This window comes from Crenobacter oryzisoli, from assembly GCF_030385785.1.
Classification (GTDB): Bacteria; Pseudomonadota; Gammaproteobacteria; order Burkholderiales; family Chromobacteriaceae; genus Crenobacter_A; species Crenobacter_A oryzisoli.
Genome location: NZ_JAUEDK010000003.1, coordinates 1 through 14,935 on the forward strand (window position 1 = coordinate 1; position 14,935 = coordinate 14,935).

The 14,935-nt window shown below is 65.5% G+C and carries 16 protein-coding genes; 10 read left to right on the forward strand and 6 right to left on the reverse strand.

Annotated features, from left to right (window positions below):
- The first annotated feature begins 143 nt into the window (after nucleotides 1-143).
- The 3 genes from QU481_RS02020 to QU481_RS02030 all read left to right on the forward strand — a co-directional run bounded on the left by QU481_RS02020 (nucleotide 144) and on the right by QU481_RS02030 (nucleotide 2,118).
- Entirely contained in the window at nucleotides 144-1,163 is a 1,020-nt protein-coding gene (locus QU481_RS02020) for an IS110 family RNA-guided transposase (protein WP_289828201.1), read from the forward strand.
- 272 nt (nucleotides 1,164-1,435) lie between these two features.
- Nucleotides 1,436-1,726, forward strand: a complete 291-nt coding sequence (locus tag QU481_RS02025) for a hypothetical protein (RefSeq protein ID WP_289828202.1) — start codon at nucleotides 1,436-1,438, stop codon at nucleotides 1,724-1,726.
- 134 nt (nucleotides 1,727-1,860) lie between these two features.
- Complete coding sequence (locus QU481_RS02030; protein WP_289828203.1) at nucleotides 1,861-2,118, forward strand: hypothetical protein; 258 nt, start codon at nucleotides 1,861-1,863, stop codon at nucleotides 2,116-2,118.
- Nucleotides 2,119-2,333: 215 nt separating this feature from the next.
- Here QU481_RS02030 and QU481_RS02035 read toward each other — a convergent pair whose 3' ends face one another.
- The 6 genes from QU481_RS02035 to QU481_RS02060 all read right to left on the reverse strand — a co-directional run bounded on the left by QU481_RS02035 (nucleotide 2,334) and on the right by QU481_RS02060 (nucleotide 8,504).
- Nucleotides 2,334-2,762, reverse strand: a complete 429-nt coding sequence (locus QU481_RS02035) for a CHRD domain-containing protein (RefSeq protein ID WP_289828204.1) — start codon at nucleotides 2,760-2,762, stop codon at nucleotides 2,334-2,336.
- 143 nt (nucleotides 2,763-2,905) lie between these two features.
- The gene (locus QU481_RS02040; RefSeq protein ID WP_289828205.1) at nucleotides 2,906-3,550 is read right to left on the reverse strand and encodes a CoA transferase subunit B; all 645 of its coding nucleotides are present in this window, start codon (nucleotides 3,548-3,550) and stop codon (nucleotides 2,906-2,908) included.
- Between the two features lie 10 nt (nucleotides 3,551-3,560).
- Nucleotides 3,561-4,262 carry a CoA transferase subunit A gene (locus tag QU481_RS02045; protein WP_289828206.1) on the reverse strand — a complete coding sequence of 234 codons (702 nt, stop codon included), beginning with the start codon at nucleotides 4,260-4,262 and terminating at the stop codon, nucleotides 3,561-3,563.
- A 207-nt stretch (nucleotides 4,263-4,469) separates the two neighbouring features.
- Entirely contained in the window at nucleotides 4,470-5,246 is a 777-nt protein-coding gene (locus QU481_RS02050) for a 3-hydroxybutyrate dehydrogenase (RefSeq protein WP_289828207.1), read from the reverse strand.
- 60 nt (nucleotides 5,247-5,306) lie between these two features.
- Nucleotides 5,307-6,698 carry a GntP family permease gene (locus tag QU481_RS02055; RefSeq protein WP_289828208.1) on the reverse strand — a complete coding sequence of 464 codons (1,392 nt, stop codon included), beginning with the start codon at nucleotides 6,696-6,698 and terminating at the stop codon, nucleotides 5,307-5,309.
- 399 nt (nucleotides 6,699-7,097) lie between these two features.
- A complete protein-coding gene (locus QU481_RS02060; RefSeq protein ID WP_289828209.1) occupies nucleotides 7,098-8,504 on the reverse strand; it encodes a sigma-54 interaction domain-containing protein in 1,407 nt (468 codons plus the stop codon).
- A 219-nt stretch (nucleotides 8,505-8,723) separates the two neighbouring features.
- Here QU481_RS02060 and QU481_RS02065 point away from each other — a divergent pair, with 219 nt between their 5' ends.
- The 7 genes from QU481_RS02065 to QU481_RS02095 all read left to right on the forward strand — a co-directional run bounded on the left by QU481_RS02065 (nucleotide 8,724) and on the right by QU481_RS02095 (nucleotide 14,154).
- Entirely contained in the window at nucleotides 8,724-9,059 is a 336-nt protein-coding gene (locus tag QU481_RS02065; protein ID WP_289828210.1) for a DUF2325 domain-containing protein, read from the forward strand.
- A gap of 155 nt (nucleotides 9,060-9,214) precedes the next feature.
- A complete protein-coding gene (locus QU481_RS02070; RefSeq protein WP_289828211.1) occupies nucleotides 9,215-10,060 on the forward strand; it encodes a fatty acid desaturase in 846 nt (281 codons plus the stop codon).
- Nucleotides 10,057-10,866, forward strand: coding sequence for a phosphate/phosphite/phosphonate ABC transporter substrate-binding protein (locus tag QU481_RS02075; RefSeq protein WP_289828212.1), 810 nt, complete (start codon nucleotides 10,057-10,059; stop codon nucleotides 10,864-10,866). Before QU481_RS02070 ends, QU481_RS02075 begins: the two co-directional genes overlap by 4 nt.
- Nucleotides 10,867-10,956: 90 nt before the next feature.
- The gene (locus QU481_RS02080) at nucleotides 10,957-12,000 is read left to right on the forward strand and encodes an ABC transporter substrate-binding protein (protein ID WP_289828213.1); all 1,044 of its coding nucleotides are present in this window, start codon (nucleotides 10,957-10,959) and stop codon (nucleotides 11,998-12,000) included.
- A 52-nt stretch (nucleotides 12,001-12,052) separates the two neighbouring features.
- Complete coding sequence (locus QU481_RS02085) at nucleotides 12,053-12,325, forward strand: 2TM domain-containing protein (RefSeq protein WP_289828214.1); 273 nt, start codon at nucleotides 12,053-12,055, stop codon at nucleotides 12,323-12,325.
- A gap of 114 nt (nucleotides 12,326-12,439) precedes the next feature.
- The gene (locus tag QU481_RS02090) at nucleotides 12,440-13,309 is read left to right on the forward strand and encodes an ABC transporter permease (protein ID WP_289828215.1); all 870 of its coding nucleotides are present in this window, start codon (nucleotides 12,440-12,442) and stop codon (nucleotides 13,307-13,309) included.
- On the forward strand, nucleotides 13,306-14,154 hold the full coding sequence (locus QU481_RS02095) for an ATP-binding cassette domain-containing protein (protein WP_289828216.1): 849 nt from the start codon (nucleotides 13,306-13,308) through the stop codon (nucleotides 14,152-14,154). Before QU481_RS02090 ends, QU481_RS02095 begins: the two co-directional genes overlap by 4 nt.
- Nucleotides 14,155-14,935: the final 781 nt, after the last annotated feature.

The following is a 14,935-nucleotide window of genomic DNA, read 5'->3' on the forward strand; positions in this document are numbered from 1 at the left end:
GGAGATGTAATGGACGCCTCCCTCCTGCCCGAAGGTGACGACGGCGGTCTGCAGAACGACAGGAGCCCTCGCAATACCTGACGGCATCTAAAGTGCCAAAGTGGTGGTGTAGCAACAACCACAAACGGTAAGGAGGGCTCGATATGAAGATTACGACATTCGGTCTGGACCTGGCAAAGCGGGTTTTCCAACTGCATTGGGTGGATACCGCTACCGGTGAAATCTGCCGCCGGCAAGTGAAACGGGCGCAACTGAACGAGTTCTTCGCCAACCGGGAAACGTCGGTGATCGCGATGGAGGCCTGCGGCAGTGCGCACTACTGGGGCCGGCTGTTCCAGGAGCTTGGGCATGAGGTCAGGCTGATTCCCGGGCAGTTCGTCCGTCCGTTCGTGAAGAGCAACAAGACCGACGCAGCCGATGCGCAGGCGATCTGGGAAGCGGCGCAGCGGCCAGGGATGAAGTTCGTCGCGCTCAAGAGCGAAGGCCAGCAAAGCGTGCTGATGTTGCACCGGATGCGCGAGCAGTTGGTGAAGATGCGGACGATGCAGACTAACCAGCTACACGGGCTGTTGTACGAGTTCGGAGCCGAGCTGCCAAAGGGGCGACACAAGGCGCTGGAGCGGATTCCTGATGAGCTTGCGCGGCTGGAAGACACGTTGCCAGTGATGGTGATCGAAGCGATCCGTAGCCAACTACAGCGAATTGAGACATTGGGCCAAGACATCGCCGAGCTTGAGCACAAGCTGGCGGTGTGGAAGAAGGAAGATGAAGCAGCCAAACGACTGATGGCCATTCCGGGTGTCGGCTTGCTCACCGCAACAGCGGCGGTAGCAATGATTGGGGATGCCAAGACATTCAAGTCTGGGCGCGAGTTTGCCGCCTTCCTCGGCCTGGTGCCACGCCAGAGCGGCACCGGCGGGCGAGTGAAGTTGCTGGGGATCAGCAAGCGCGGTGATGTGTATCTGCGCACGCTGCTGATTCATGGCGCCAGGGCAGTGGCGACGCATCAGAAGGTGCGCGATCCCTGGCTGGACCAGTTGCTGGCGCGACGACCGTTCAATGCGGCGGTGGTAGCGCTGGCCAACAAGATGGCACGAACGATCTGGGCGCTGTTGGCCCATGGCCGGACGTATCAAACGGACTACGTGGCCAAGGCCGCGTAAAAGATTAACGAACCCTTTAGGAGGTGGATCGCTGAAAGGTTGCGCAGGTTGATGTGCGCTTGATGGCAGAACAGGTCGGACCGTGGGGAAGTAAGCCTGAATGATGGCCAGTCCTTCGAGGACTCCAAGGAGATGAGGCCTTCCCCTGCGAATTCCATCAGGGCCAGCAGACTCCGAGTCTGCAATAAAGGCCGGATATAAGTCTGCAGCCAGATCTCGAAGCCCGCATCGAACATCGCTTGCCAAGCCGGGAGGCGTCCATATAAGCCATCATGACCAAAACGTATCGTTTCGCCGCCTGCGTCGCGACCGGCATGCTCGGCCTCGCTGGCCAGGCCCATGCGGTCGGCTTTGGCAGCTTTGGTGGCTCGCCGATGATCGGCTATGGCCATACCGGTGGTTTTTCCAGCTACCACTACTCGCCGGAACCCAGCATTGCGCCGCTCTCGACGGGTGACACGTACAGCCAGGACCGAGTCGAAAGGCTGCGCGAACAGGTGAAGCTGCATATGCAAGGCTGTGGCTGTGCACTCTGCCAGGCGCTTAGGGCGACCACCAGCTGACGGCTCATCGCCAGATGGCAGGCATTGCCCTGACCCGACGCTGGCCAGGGCGGCGGCAAATGGCTACGCTGCTTACCCAGTGAACCGCACACGGCATGTTCTCCGTTAACCGCGGTCATCGAGAAGGAAAACCGATGAAACCCTATCATCTTGCGGCCACCAGCGCGGTGGGCCTCATCGGCTTGGCAGGCCAAGCCCAAGCGGCCGGCTACATCGCGTTGCCGCCACAGACGGCATCGGTGGTGATCGAGCAGGCCCAGACGGGTGCCAAGCCGCTGACCGCCGAGGAGAAATCCGCCCGCCTGCACGCCATCCTGCGCCAGTATGGCCTCGGCTGCGGGAACCCGAACTGCCCGCTGTGTCGCGGCCTGCCGCCAGCCGGCAACGGCTGAGAACCTGTTTATGATCTGCTGCACTCGGGTGATCCTGCGTTGAAATGCCGCTCAAAATGCTCATGTACTCCATGTACATTCCGCTTTTTCGCGTCATTTCGCCTTGGCTGACCCTTCGTTCACGAGATCGTAAACAGGTTCTGAGACAACCCGCTCACAAACCGAGCACTGCCCGGCCCCCCGTCAGGGACCGGGCGTTTTACTATCCGTCTGGATCAGGGTGCCTTGGTGAGCTGGCCCCGGATCTCGCCGCCCGGATTCTGTGCGGTGTGGACGTTGAAGTACCAATTGCCGGCCATCAGGTCGCGCGCCTGGTCGTCGGTCAGCACAGCCTGGCCCTTGATAGGGCTGGCGAGCGCACTAGCCTGAATCGGCACCTGTACCCCGGCGTTGCTACCGGCCGGGGCCGGTCCGTGGAAGTGGGCGGCGATCGCCGGCCCGGACAGTCCACCGTAATTGATCTGGTATTTCAGCAGCTTGGCATTGGTATCGAAGCTCGCCTCCAGATAGCCGGTACCATTGCCGGTTTTCGGCGGCACCTCGCTGGCGACGTTCAGCATGGCACGAAACATTACCGTTTCGGCCAGTACCAGGGAAGAAGAAAGCAGCAGACAGGCAACGGCGGCAAGGCGGAACAGTTTCATGGCACTCCTCCCGAGACAGCCCTCCGGACTCGCGCCTCGCTCGCGGTGGGGCGCGACATGTAAAACGCGGCGCTCGACGGGTCCAGGCCGCCGGGCGCCGCATCTACTACTTATAGGACAGCTTGCCGCCGAAGAAACCCGGCTCAGCCGAACTGCAACGGCACCGCCGTCTTGGCCACGATCTCCTCGCGGCTGACGCCCGGTGCCAGCTCCAGCACGGTCAGGCCATCCTGCCCCACTTTGATCACGCCCAGGTCGGTGATAATCAGGTCGACCACGCCGACGCCGGTGAGCGGCAGCGTGCACTTGGGCAGCAGCTTGAAGTCCTCGCTGCCGTCCTTCTTCTTCGCGGTGTGCTCCATCAGCACGATCACCCGCTCCACCCCGGCGACCAGGTCCATCGCGCCGCCCATGCCCTTCACCATCTTGCCGGGAATCATCCAGTTGGCCAGATCGCCCTGCTCGCTCACCTGCATCGCGCCGAGGATGGCGAGGTTGATCTTGCCGCCGCGGATCATGCCGAACGAGTCGGCCGAGCTGAAGATTGCCGAGCCTGGCAGGGTGGTGATGGTCTGCTTGCCGGCGTTGATCAGGTCCGGGTCCACCTCGTCCTCGGTCGGGAACGGCCCGATGCCGAGCAAGCCGTTTTCCGACTGCAGCCACACCTCGACGTCGTCCGGCACATGGTTGGCCACCTGGGTCGGCAGGCCAATGCCCAGATTCACGTAGAAGCCATCCTGCAGTTCCTTAGCGGCGCGCGCCGCCATTTCGTCACGAGTCCAAGCCATGGAGCACTCCTCAGTCTGCCGCGCGCATTGTGCGCTGTTCGATGCGTTTTTCGGGGGTGGCGTTCACCACCAGACGGTGCACGAAGATGCCCGGCGTGTGGATGGCGTCTGGGTCGAGCTCACCGTTCTCGACGATCTCCTCCACCTCTGCGACGGTGATCTTGCCGGCCATCGCCACGTTCGGGTTGAAGTTGCGCGCGGTGCGGCGGTAGATCAGGTTGCCGGCGCGGTCGGCCTTCCAGGCCTTGACCAGCGACACGTCGGCGGTGAGCGCCTCCTCGAGGATGTGCGGATGGCCGTTGAACTCGCGCACCTCCTTGCCCTCGGCCACCCAGGTGCCGTAGCCGGTGCGGGTGAAGAAGGCCGGGATGCCGCTGCCGCCGGCGCGCAGCTTTTCAGCCAAGGTGCCCTGCGGGGTAAACTCCAGCTCCAATTCCCCGGCCAGGTACTGGCGCTCGAATTCCTTGTTCTCGCCCACGTAGGACGAAATCATCTTCTTGATCTGGCGGGTCTCCAACAGCTGGCCGAGGCCGAAGCCGTCTACGCCGGCATTGTTGGAGATGGCGGTGAGGCCCCCCACCCCGCTGTCGCGCAGCGCGGCGATCAGCGCCTCTGGGATGCCACACAGGCCGAAGCCGCCGACTGCGACGGTCTGACCGTCGCGCACGATGTCGGCCAGCGCCGCGGCGGCGCTCGGATAAAGCTTGTTCATCGTCGGTTCCTTGCAAAGCGGGTCGCGGGTTGCGACCCGGTGTTCATGGCGGACGGTGCGACTGGCACCAGTCCTTCCTGCAAAACAGCGGCCTGAGGCGGGTGACGCTTCGAGCCAAGTGACACTGACAAAGCCTGGGAGCCAAGAGGCTCCCCCTCGACAGTATCAGCAAGGTGACGTGCACGGAAGGTGCCCAGGCCATCGGCATTACTGGGCGGTCCAGCCGCCGTCCATCGTCCAGGCCACGCCACGCACCTCGGCCGCTGCCTCGCTGGCGAGGAACAGCGTCAGCGCACCCAACTGCGCCGGGGTGACAAAGGCGCCGGACGGCTGTTTCTCGGCCAACAGCAAGGCCTGCGCCTGTGCTTGGCTGAGCCCTTGCTCGCGCGCCTTGGCTTCGATCTGCTTGGCCACCAGCGGCGTTAGCACCCAGCCCGGGCACAGCGCGTTGCAGGTGATGCCGGTGTGCGCCAGCTCCAGCGCCACCGTCTTGGTCAGGCCGACCAAGCCGTGCTTGGACGCCACATAGGCCGACTTGTTGCTCGAGGCCACTAGGCCATGCACCGAGGCGATGTTGACGATGCGGCCCCAGTGCTTCTCGCGCATCGCCGGCAGGGCGAGCCGGATGGTGTGAAAGGCTGCGGAGAGGTTGATCGCCAGCACGTCGTCCCATTTCTCAGTCGGAAAGTCGTCGACCGGGGCGACATGCTGGATGCCGGCGTTGTTGACCAGGATGTCGACCGCGCCGAATTCGCCGGCGGCGAAGGCCATCATGTCGGTGATCTCGTCGGGACGGCGCAGGTCGGCGCCGTGGTGGATGACGGCCACGCCGTGCTGGGCGATCTGCTTATGGGCGGTGTCAATCTCGCCGAAGCCGTTGAGCACGATGTTGGCGCCGGCTTCGGCCAAGGCCGTGGCGATGCCAAGGCCGATGCCGCTGGTCGAGCCGGTGATCAGGGCGGTTTTTCCATGTAGCGATGTCATGGGGCAATACTCCGCCCAGGCGGCCTATCGGCCGCCTGGAAAAGAAATACAGGGAAAGGCTTAAACGAGGCCGGTGAGGTAGAAGGTACTGATCACGAAGAACACCGCCAGCGTCTTGATCACCGTCACCGAGAAGATGTCGCGGTAGGCCTCACGGTGGGTCAGGCCGGTGACCGCCAGCAGCGTGATCACCGCGCCGTTGTGCGGCAGCGTGTCCATGCCGCCGCTGGCCATCGCCACCACCCGGTGCAGCACGTCGAGCGGGATGCCGGCCGCCTGGCTCAGCGTGATGAACTTCTCGCTCATCGCCGCCAGCGCAATGCTCATGCCGCCCGAGGCGGAGCCCGTGATGCCGGCGAGCGAGCTGACCGTCACCGCCGCGTTCACCAGCGGGTTGGGGATGCTCTCCAGTGCCTTGCCGACCAAGAGGAAGCCCGGCAGCGCGGCGATCACTGCGCCGAAGCCGTATTCGGACGCGGTGTTCATCGACGCCAGCATCGCGCCGCCGATCGCCGCCTTGGCGCCTTCGGCGAAGCGGGAGCGGATGGTCTTGAAGGCGGTGACCACCACGAACAGGATGCCCAAGAGCAGCGCTGCCTCCACCGACCAGATCGCGGTGACGGTGGAAATCTGCATCGACACTGGTTTGGCCAAGCCCGGCAGCGACAGCTCATGGTTCGCTCCGTACCAGTGCGGGATCAGCTTGGTGAAGCTGAAGTTGGCTATGCCGATCAGCACCAGCGGCGCGATGGCCAGCCACGGCGACGGCAGGTTGGCGGTGTCGACCGGTTCCGGCTCGTTGGACAGATTGGTGCCGTAGCCCTCCCCCTTCGCCATCAGGCTACGGCGGCGCCATTCGAGGTAGCTGATGCCGACTAGGATGATGAACACCGCTCCGGCGACGCCGAGTGCTGGCGCCGCCCACGCAGTGGTCTTGAAGAAGGTGGTCGGGATGATGTTCTGGATCTGCGGCGTGCCCGGCAGCGCGTCCATGGTGAACGAGAACGCGCCCAGTGCCACCGTACCCGGGATCAACCGCTTAGGGATATTGCTCTGGCGGAACAGCTCGGCGGCGAACGGATAGACCGCGAACACCACCACGAACAGCGACACGCCGCCGTAGGTCAGCAGCGCGCACACGGTGACGATCACCGCGATCGCTCGCTTGTCGCCGATCCAGCGGATCACCGCCGCGACGATGGCCTTGGAGAAGCCCGACAGTTCGATCAGCTTGCCGAACACCGAGCCGAGCAGGAATACCGGAAAGTACAGTTTGATGAAGCCGACCATCTTTTCCATGAACACGCCGGAGAAGGCCGGCGCGACCGCCGACGGCTCGGTCAGCAGCACCGCGCCGAGCGCGGCGAGCGGCGCCATCAGTACGACGCTGTAGCCGCGATAGGCGGCCAGCATCAGAAAGATCAGGGCGGCAAGCACCACGATGAACGTCATTGGACTGTCTCCTTTGTGTTGTTGTGCGGGATCGGCACGAGGATCGTCAGCAGCAATCCGTTTCTTACTAGAGGCAGAGCGGCATGACCGGTCAATGACATATCAATAACGGCACGCTAGGCCTGCCCCTTATGAGCAGGAAGCATGCCAGACTAACAGCTTATAAAAATCAATAGCTTAGCTAGAGAACACTCACGAGACATCGGCAGAAGTCTCCAATTAGAGACTGACGATATGACTATTGCATTGCAACAACTCGTGCAGAATCAGCGGCTTAAGAAGCGGTCGGGAATCGTCTCCATTCGGAGACGGCCGTCTCGATTTCGAGACTAGCCCGGAGAAAACGCCAGAATGATCTGGGTAAGGATCGGGTCGGCCGAACGACCGACCGCGCAAGGCTCAGCGCGGCGCGATGCCGAGCGCGGCCAGCTTCTTGTACAGGGTGGCACGGCCAATGCCGAGCCGGGCGGCGGCGCTGGGCACATGGCCATCGCAGGCGGCCAGCGCCTCGCGCAGCAGCTGCGTCTCGAACTGCGCCATCGCGGCCTGGTGGGAACTGGCGACCACCGGCTCGCCACGCGGCGGGCGGGCCGGGCCGAGCAGCGGCGCCACGTCGTCGGCATCGAGCAGCGTGGTGTCGGCCAGCATGATCGCCCGCTCCAGGATGTTGCGCAGCTCGCGCACATTGCCCGGCCAGTCGTAGTCGGCGAGGCGAGCCAGCGCGGCATGGCTGAGCCGGTACCGTCCCGCCGCGCTGCTGCCGGCCAGTTCGTCGAGCAGCGCCTCGCACAGCTCGGCCAAGTCCGACAACCGCTCGCGCAAGGGCGGCAGCTCGATGGCCAGCACGTTCAGCCGATAGAACAGGTCGGCACGAAATTCGCCGCGCTCGACCTTCTCGGCCAACTTTACCGAGGTGGCGGCGATGATGCGCACGTCCGACTGCAGCACCTTGTTGGAGCCGAGTGCCTCGAACTCCTTGTCCTGCAGCACGCGCAGCAGCTTGGCTTGCAGCGCCGGCGGCAGGTCGCCGATCTCGTCGAGGAACAGCGTGCCACCGTCGGCGAGCTGAAACTTGCCGACCCGGCCCTTGCGGTCGGCGCCGGTGTAGGCACCGGCCGCCACGCCGAAGAACTCGGCCTCGAGCAGCGTTTCGGGGATGGCCGCCATATTGATCGTCACCAGCGGCTTGTGAGCGCGGCGACTGGCGGCATGGATCGCGTGCGCCAGCACCTCCTTGCCGGTGCCGGTTTCGCCCAACAACAGCAGGGATGAATCCATCTGCGCGGCGCGCTCGGCCTGACGCTTGAGCGCCAGTGCCGCCTCGCTACTGCCGATGAAGCTATCGAAGGTGTACTTGGCGCGGCGCGCCTGGGCGAGCGATTCGCGGGTGGCGGCCAGCTCCTCGTTGAGCCGGGCGAACTTGGCCAGCAAAGGCGACATGGTCTGGATCTCGTCGAACAGCGCGAAGCCGATCGCGCCGACCAGCCTGCCCTGGTCGTCCTTCAGCGGAAGGCGGGTTACCACCAGCGTGCCCTGGCGGGTCTGCATGATGTCGAGCAGCATCGGCCGGCCGGTGGTCACTACCTCGCGCATCTGGCTGTTGGGGATCACCTCCTCGACCGGTCGGCCGATAACGGCATTCGGATCGGCGAAACCGAAGCGGTCGGCATAGCGGGCGTTGATCCAGACGATGCGCGCGCCGGCGTCGACGATGACCGTGCCCTCGCTGTAGTCCTCCAGCGATTCGAACAGCGACTGGATCGCCCAGTGCCGCACGCTGCCGTAGTCGCCCAACCGTTCGCTCAAGCCTTGTCCCGCCACTGCCTGCCCCTGTCGTCCGCAATCCACCCACAGGGTAGCACGATTGCCCGGAGGGACCGCTCCCGCCCTGCATAGATAAAATAGCAATAAAAAACGCACTTCTTATCACTTCAAAGACTTATGCCGGCGCCGTATAGTCGAGGCAACCCCGCTGCACTGCAGCATTGAGATTGCCCACCATCACGGAAGAAACGGAGGACGGACATGAAGGCACTCGTGATCGGCGCCGATTCGCTCGGCAACATCCCCCAGCTCCTGGCTGCCTACGACATCGACATCAGCCGGCACATCACCGGCCGCAATGCCTCGCACAAGCGCAAGCCATCGAGCCTGCCCAAGGGGACCGACCTGATGATCCTGTTCACCGACTTCCTGGGGCACAACGTGATGCACAACTTCAAGGCGCTGGCGCAAGCACGCGGCGTGCCGGTGGTGGCGTGCTGCCGCTCGGTGTGCGCGGTGGAGGCGCAGCTGACCAGCAGCGGCCTGCGCCGCTGCCCGACCGATGACTGCACCGAGCGAAGACGCCGCTTGAACTGAGCCTGACCGACAGCCCCGGGGCCGGCCGAGCCGGCCCCGTCCGCTGGGGCCCGCTGAGAAAGCCCGCCAAGGCCCCCACCCCAACCCCCCCGCGCCACTGGCGCGACGAACTGCCCACCGAACAGGAATGGCCGACCTGGCTGCTGGTTGCGGCCGTGTACGGCAGCTGGCTGGCCGTCGCCGCCTACGCCCGCGAACTCGGCCCCTGGATCACCGCCGTGCTGCTGACGCTGGTCACCTGCTGGTACGGCTCGCTGCAGCACGAGCTGCTGCACGGCCACCCGACCCGTTCGGCGCGCCTCAACCGCCTGCTGGGCCTGGCGCCGCTGGCGGTGTGGTTCCCGTATGACCTGTACCGCGACAGCCACCTGCGCCACCACCGCGACCCGCAGCTGACCCTGCCCGGCGAGGACCCGGAGAGCAATTACGTGACCGAACGCGACTGGGCCGGCCTCGCCGCGCCGCTGCGCGGGGTGTACCTGGCGCGGCGCACCCTGCTCGGCCGCGCGCTGGTCGGACCGGCCTTCACCATCGCGCTCGCCTGGCGCGACATCGTCACCAAGCCCTGGCAGGGCGACTGGCACGACACCACGAGCTGGCTCGAACACCTGGCGCTGCTGGCGGCGCTGTTGTGGGTGCTCGACCGCTATGCCGGACTCTCGCCGGCCTTCTATCTGGCCGCCATCGCCTACCCGGCGCTGTCGCTCGGCCTGGTGCGCTCCTTCTACGAGCATCGCCCGGCCGACACGCCGGCGCACCGCATCTGCCTGAACGAGGCGGGCTGGCTGTGGCGGCTCTTGTTCCTCAATAACAATTACCACCTGGTGCACCACGAACAGCCGTCGCTGCCGTGGTACCGCATCCCGGCGGTGTACCGCGCGCGGCGCGACGACTACATCGCCCAGAGCGGCGGCTTCCTGCTGCCCGGCTACGGTGCGCTGTGGCGGCGCTTTGCCTGGCGGCGGGTCGATTCGCCGGTGCTGCCGGAGGCGCGACCATGAGCCGCTGGCTGGCCGCCCTACCGATGTACAACGTCGGCGACGAGGTCGCCGGGCTGTACCGGCTGTGGCTGGAGCGCATCCTGGCGCGGCTGGTGGCACGCGGTTTTCGCGAGTCGGTCACGTTGGCTGAACCGGGCGAGTCGCTGCTCGACTGGTGGCAACGCGATGATCTCTTGCTGTCGCAGACCTGCGGCTATCCGCTGATGACGCGGCTGCGCGATCGGGTGGTGCCGCTGGCGATTCCCGCCTATCGCTACGCCGGCTGCCAGAGCGGCTTCTACCGCAGCGCCCTGCTGGTGCCGGCCGATTCGCCGATCCGCCTATTGGCCGACGCGCGCGGCCGGCGCGTGGCGGCCAACCAGCCCGACTCGCACAGCGGCATGAACGCGCTGCGCGCCGCGGTGGCACCGCTGGCCAAAGGCGGCCGCTTCTTCGCCGAGGTGCGCTGGTCGGGCAGCCATGCGGCCAGCATCGAGGCGCTGCTGGCCGGTTCGGCCGACCTCGCCGCCATCGACGCGGTCACCCACGCTTATCTGTTGCGTCAGCGCCCTGACCTGAAGACTGCGCTGCGCCGCATCGGCTGGACCGCTCCGGCCCCGGGCCTGCCCTTGATCGCCGGCAGGCGCGTGCCGCCGCAATGGCGCAGCGTGCTGACCGGCCTGATCGTTGCCTCCTCGCAGCAGGATCGGTCTATTCTTGATGCTCTTGGCATTGACCGCTTCGTCCCCTGCCACTGGCGCGACTACCGCACCATTCTGTCGCTGGAGACGAGCGCACAGCAGCATGGCTACCCGGAACTGGCCTGAGCCAGACCTGACCAAGCCTTCATGCCGGTGCGGCAACCTTGGCATAAACGCTTATAACTCAAACTGCCCCCCAGCAGAAGGAAACCATCTATGAGCCGTTCTCCCCGTCTACTGGCGCTCGCCGCCGCCCTCGCCGGCGGCCTGAGCCTCGCCGCCCTGCCCGCCGGCGCCGCCACCACTTCGTCCTGGTGCAGCGCCGGCAAGCCGCTGAAGTTTGCCGGCCTAAACTGGGAAAGCGCCTCCTTCCTGACCGAGCTGTTGCGTCTCGTCACCGAGAAGGGGTACGGCTGTCGGACCGAAGCGATCCCCGGCAGCACGGTGACAATGGAGAATGCGCTGGCCAACAACGACGTGCAGGTGCTGGCCGAAGAATGGGTGGGCCGCAGCGATGCCTGGAACGACGCGGCCAAGGCCGGCAAGGTCAAGGCGCTGGGCAAGACCATCGTCGGCGCGAGCGAGGGCTGGTATGTGCCCGACTACCTGGTAAAGGGCGATGCCAAGCGGGGCATCAGGCCAGAGGCGGCCGGCCTGGTCTCGGTGAGCGATCTGCCCAAATACAAGACGGTGTTCCGAGATGCCGAGGAGCCGAGCAAGGGGCGTTTCCTCAACTGCCCGACCGGCTGGAGCTGCGAGGGCGTCAACAGCCAGAAGCTGAAGGCCTACAAGCTGACCGATGCCTATACCAACTTCCGCCCCGGTACCGGCGCGGCACTCGATGCCGAGATCGCCTCGGCCTACCAGCGCGGCAAGCCGGTGCTGTTCTACTACTGGGCACCGACCGCGCTGTTCGGCAAGTACCGCTTCGTGCAGCTGAGGGAACCGATCTACAACGAGGCCTGCTTCAAGACGCTGTCTGACAAGGACAACCCGGCTCCATGCGGCTCGGCCTCGCCGGCCGCGCTGATCCAGGTCGGCGTGTCCAAGGCGCTGAATGACAGCGATCCGGCGCTGGTGGCGCTGTTCAGCAAGTTCAACGTGCCGATCGAGCTTCTCAACAAGGCACTGGCCGACCAGGCCGAGCACAAGACGCCGTGGCCGCAGCTGGCCCGCGACTTCGTGCGCCAGCATCCCGAGGTGGTGAAGGGATGGGTGCCCGCCGACGTGTCGGCCAAGGTGATCGCCGCGGCGAAGTAAGCAAACCGGCCGGGCGACGCGATGCCGGCGCCTGGCCCGAACAGGAATCCCCATGACCGAACAGGAACTCGAGCAACTCGCCCGCCGCCGCGCCGGCGCCAAGCTTGGCTTCTACATCCACGTGCTGATCTTCGTGCTGGTGATGGCGGGCCTTACGCTCCTGAACTACCTGACCTCGCCCAAGCCGTGGAGCCTGGCCCCCTTCCTGGGCTGGGGCTTCGGCTTGGCAATGCACTGCTTCAGCGTGTTCGGCCGAGGCCGGCTCGACACGAGCAGGGACCGGCTGGGCCGGGCCGAGCTCGAACAACTGAAGCGACGCGGCTGAGTGCTGGGTTGAACAGCCACCGCGCCGTCGCCACTGACGGCGCGGCATCGCCCTGCACCGCGTTCGGCCAATCTTGTCCTTCCTGGACCCCGTAACAGAAAGCGAGTACTGCGGATGACGTTTCCCGCACTATCGATCAAGGACAGCATCAATGCCCTGGTCAACTGGCTGGTCGCCCACTGGGGTGACCAGTTGCATGCCGTCAGCGATTTTCTGCTGCAGTGGCTGCTGGTGCCGCTGGAGAGCGTGCTGCGCGGCACCCCGCCGTGGCTGGTGCTGCTAATCGTGGCGGGGCTAGCCGCTTACGCCACCCGCGACTGGAAGCGCACCGCCCTGTGGGTAGGCCTGCTGTTCCTGATCGGCTGCTTCGGCCTGTGGGATGCGCTGATGCAGACACTGGCGATCGTGCTGCTGTCCACCCTGCTGACCGTGCTGATCGGCCTGCCGCTCGGCATCGCCATGGCTCGCAACGACCGGTTGCGGGCCGTGGTGCTGCCGGTGCTCGACGTGATGCAGACGCTACCGTCCTTCGTCTACCTGATCCCGGTGCTGATGCTGTTCGGCCTGGGCAAGGTGCCGGCGATCTTCGCCACCCTGGTCTACGCGCTGCCGCCCTTGGCGCGGATGACCGACCTCGGCATCCGCCAGGTCGACAGCGAGGTGCTGGAGGCGGCCGAAGCGTTCGGCAGCAACCGCTGGCAACTGCTGTTCTTGGTGCAGCTGCCGCTAGCGCGGCCGAGCATCCTCGCCGGCGTCAACCAGGCGACGATGCTGGCGCTGTCGATGGTGGTGCTCGCCTCGATGATCGGCGCGCGTGGCCTGGGTGAGGACGTGCTGGTCGGCATCCAGACCCTGGACGTCGGCCGCGGCCTGCAGGCGGGCCTCGCCATCGTGGTGCTGGCCATCGTGATGGACCGCATCAGCCAGGCCTTCGGCCAGGACCGCCGCCAGAAGCTGGCATTGAGCCGGGGGGACGCGCGATGAGCCGCATCGTCCTCAACGACATCACCACCCTCTTCGCCCCGCGTGGTAAGGGCGCCCGCTCCAAGCGCGTTGCCGACCGGGCGCTGGCGATGGCCGATGCGGGCGAGACCCGCGAGGCGATCTTCACCGCCACCGGCGCCACGCTGGCGCTGCGCAACGTCAGCCTCGCCATCGCCCCGGGCCAGATTACCGCGATCATGGGCCTGTCCGGCTCCGGCAAGTCCACCCTGATCCGACACCTGAACCGGCTGATCAGCCCGAGCCGGGGCCAGGTGCTGTGGGATGGCGCCGACATCCTGAGCTTTTCGGAAAAACAGCTGCAGGACTGGCGCCGCCACCATGTCAGCATGGTGTTCCAAGGCTTCGGCCTGCTGCCGCACCGCAATGTGCTCGACAACGTCGCCTTCGGCTGCCGGCTGCGCGGCGACAAGCCGGCCGACTGCCTCTCCGCGGCACGGCACTGGCTGGACCGGGTCGGCTTGGCCAGCCACGCACAAAGCTATCCGGACGAGCTGTCCGGCGGCATGCGTCAGCGGGTGGGCCTGGCGCGGGCGCTGGCGGTCGACACCGAAGTGCTGCTGATGGACGAGGCATTCTCGGCGCTCGACCCGCTGATCCGCCACGAGCTGCAGGATCAGCTACTGGAGCTGCAGGCCAGCCTCAACAAGACCATCGTGCTGGTGACGCACGACGTGGACGAGGCGCTGCGGCTGGGCCAGGAGATCGTGCTACTGCGCGACGGCGAGATCGTGCAGCACGGCGCGCCGGCGGAGCTGGTGCAGCATCCGGTCGACGATTACACGAGGCGGTTTGTGCAGCAGCGGCAGGTGGTGGTGACGGGGTGAGAGTTGGTTGGGGGCTGTTGTCCCTGTGATGAGGAAGGATGGAGCGGCCTGATGGGGCCGCTTTTTTCTTGCTGCACGGTCTGCGTGAGCTCGTTGGTGTTGCTCGGCCAAGGTTAGTACGGCTTGTGGCTTTGTCGGTCTCGCCCGACTGGCGAGGCACTTTCTTTGCTTCGTCAAAGAAAGTACCCAAAGAAAGACGACCCCACCGCGCTGGCATGCGGCTTCCCTCGCGCCTGCCAAGCGGCCAGGCGCCGCCGAACTCGCGGACGGCTAACGTCCGCCCACTCGAACATGCGGCGGCTTAAAACCTGGCCGCTTGACGATCGCTCGGCAGCACAGAAGGGGATGGGCTGGTCGCATGGCGTGTTGGTGAAAATGCATGGAGTCCCTCCGAGCGTTGGCCGAAATGGCACGGCCCCCTTGTTCGGTCACCAGAAGAACGCTGCCTCACCTCGCCCCCACTGTGCCCAGAGTTGACTACAGCAACGGCCAAGGTTGGCCGAACACACCAGTTCGAGCTCCCATCCAATTCCCTTATACCCCGTCTCTGGCATCTAACCGTTGTCCGGTCAAACGTAACTAATGCCTCCAACGGTCTGCCTCTCCCTCTTCGACGCCGCCGAGGACAGCGCGGCCAACGGGGGCAGTCGGCGAGCACTGTCCGAGTGCCGGAGTCAGCCGGCGCGAGTTGCGCAGCCGCCCGTTGGCCGTGTCGCCCGCAGGGCAGCCCGCAATAGCGGGCCGGCGTCGCGGGGTCGCCTTTCTTTGGTTCCTTTCTTTT

Bases quoted from the DNA above. Each gene is read 5' to 3' on its own strand.
- QU481_RS02020 (WP_289828201.1), top strand. From the start codon at position 144: ATGAAGATTACGACATTCGGTCTGGACCTGGCAAAGCGGGTTTTCCAA.
- QU481_RS02025 (WP_289828202.1), top strand. From the start codon at position 1,436: ATGACCAAAACGTATCGTTTCGCCGCCTGCGTCGCGACCGGCATGCTC.
- QU481_RS02030 (WP_289828203.1), top strand. From the start codon at position 1,861: ATGAAACCCTATCATCTTGCGGCCACCAGCGCGGTGGGCCTCATCGGC.
- QU481_RS02035 (WP_289828204.1), bottom strand. From the start codon at position 2,762: ATGAAACTGTTCCGCCTTGCCGCCGTTGCCTGTCTGCTGCTTTCTTCT.
- QU481_RS02040 (WP_289828205.1), bottom strand. From the start codon at position 3,550: ATGGCTTGGACTCGTGACGAAATGGCGGCGCGCGCCGCTAAGGAACTG.
- QU481_RS02045 (WP_289828206.1), bottom strand. From the start codon at position 4,262: ATGAACAAGCTTTATCCGAGCGCCGCCGCGGCGCTGGCCGACATCGTG.
- QU481_RS02050 (WP_289828207.1), bottom strand. From the start codon at position 5,246: ATGACATCGCTACATGGAAAAACCGCCCTGATCACCGGCTCGACCAGC.
- QU481_RS02055 (WP_289828208.1), bottom strand. From the start codon at position 6,698: ATGACGTTCATCGTGGTGCTTGCCGCCCTGATCTTTCTGATGCTGGCC.
- QU481_RS02065 (WP_289828210.1), top strand. From the start codon at position 8,724: ATGAAGGCACTCGTGATCGGCGCCGATTCGCTCGGCAACATCCCCCAG.
- QU481_RS02075 (WP_289828212.1), top strand. From the start codon at position 10,057: ATGAGCCGCTGGCTGGCCGCCCTACCGATGTACAACGTCGGCGACGAG.
- QU481_RS02080 (WP_289828213.1), top strand. From the start codon at position 10,957: ATGAGCCGTTCTCCCCGTCTACTGGCGCTCGCCGCCGCCCTCGCCGGC.
- QU481_RS02085 (WP_289828214.1), top strand. From the start codon at position 12,053: ATGACCGAACAGGAACTCGAGCAACTCGCCCGCCGCCGCGCCGGCGCC.
- QU481_RS02090 (WP_289828215.1), top strand. From the start codon at position 12,440: ATGACGTTTCCCGCACTATCGATCAAGGACAGCATCAATGCCCTGGTC.
- QU481_RS02095 (WP_289828216.1), top strand. From the start codon at position 13,306: ATGAGCCGCATCGTCCTCAACGACATCACCACCCTCTTCGCCCCGCGT.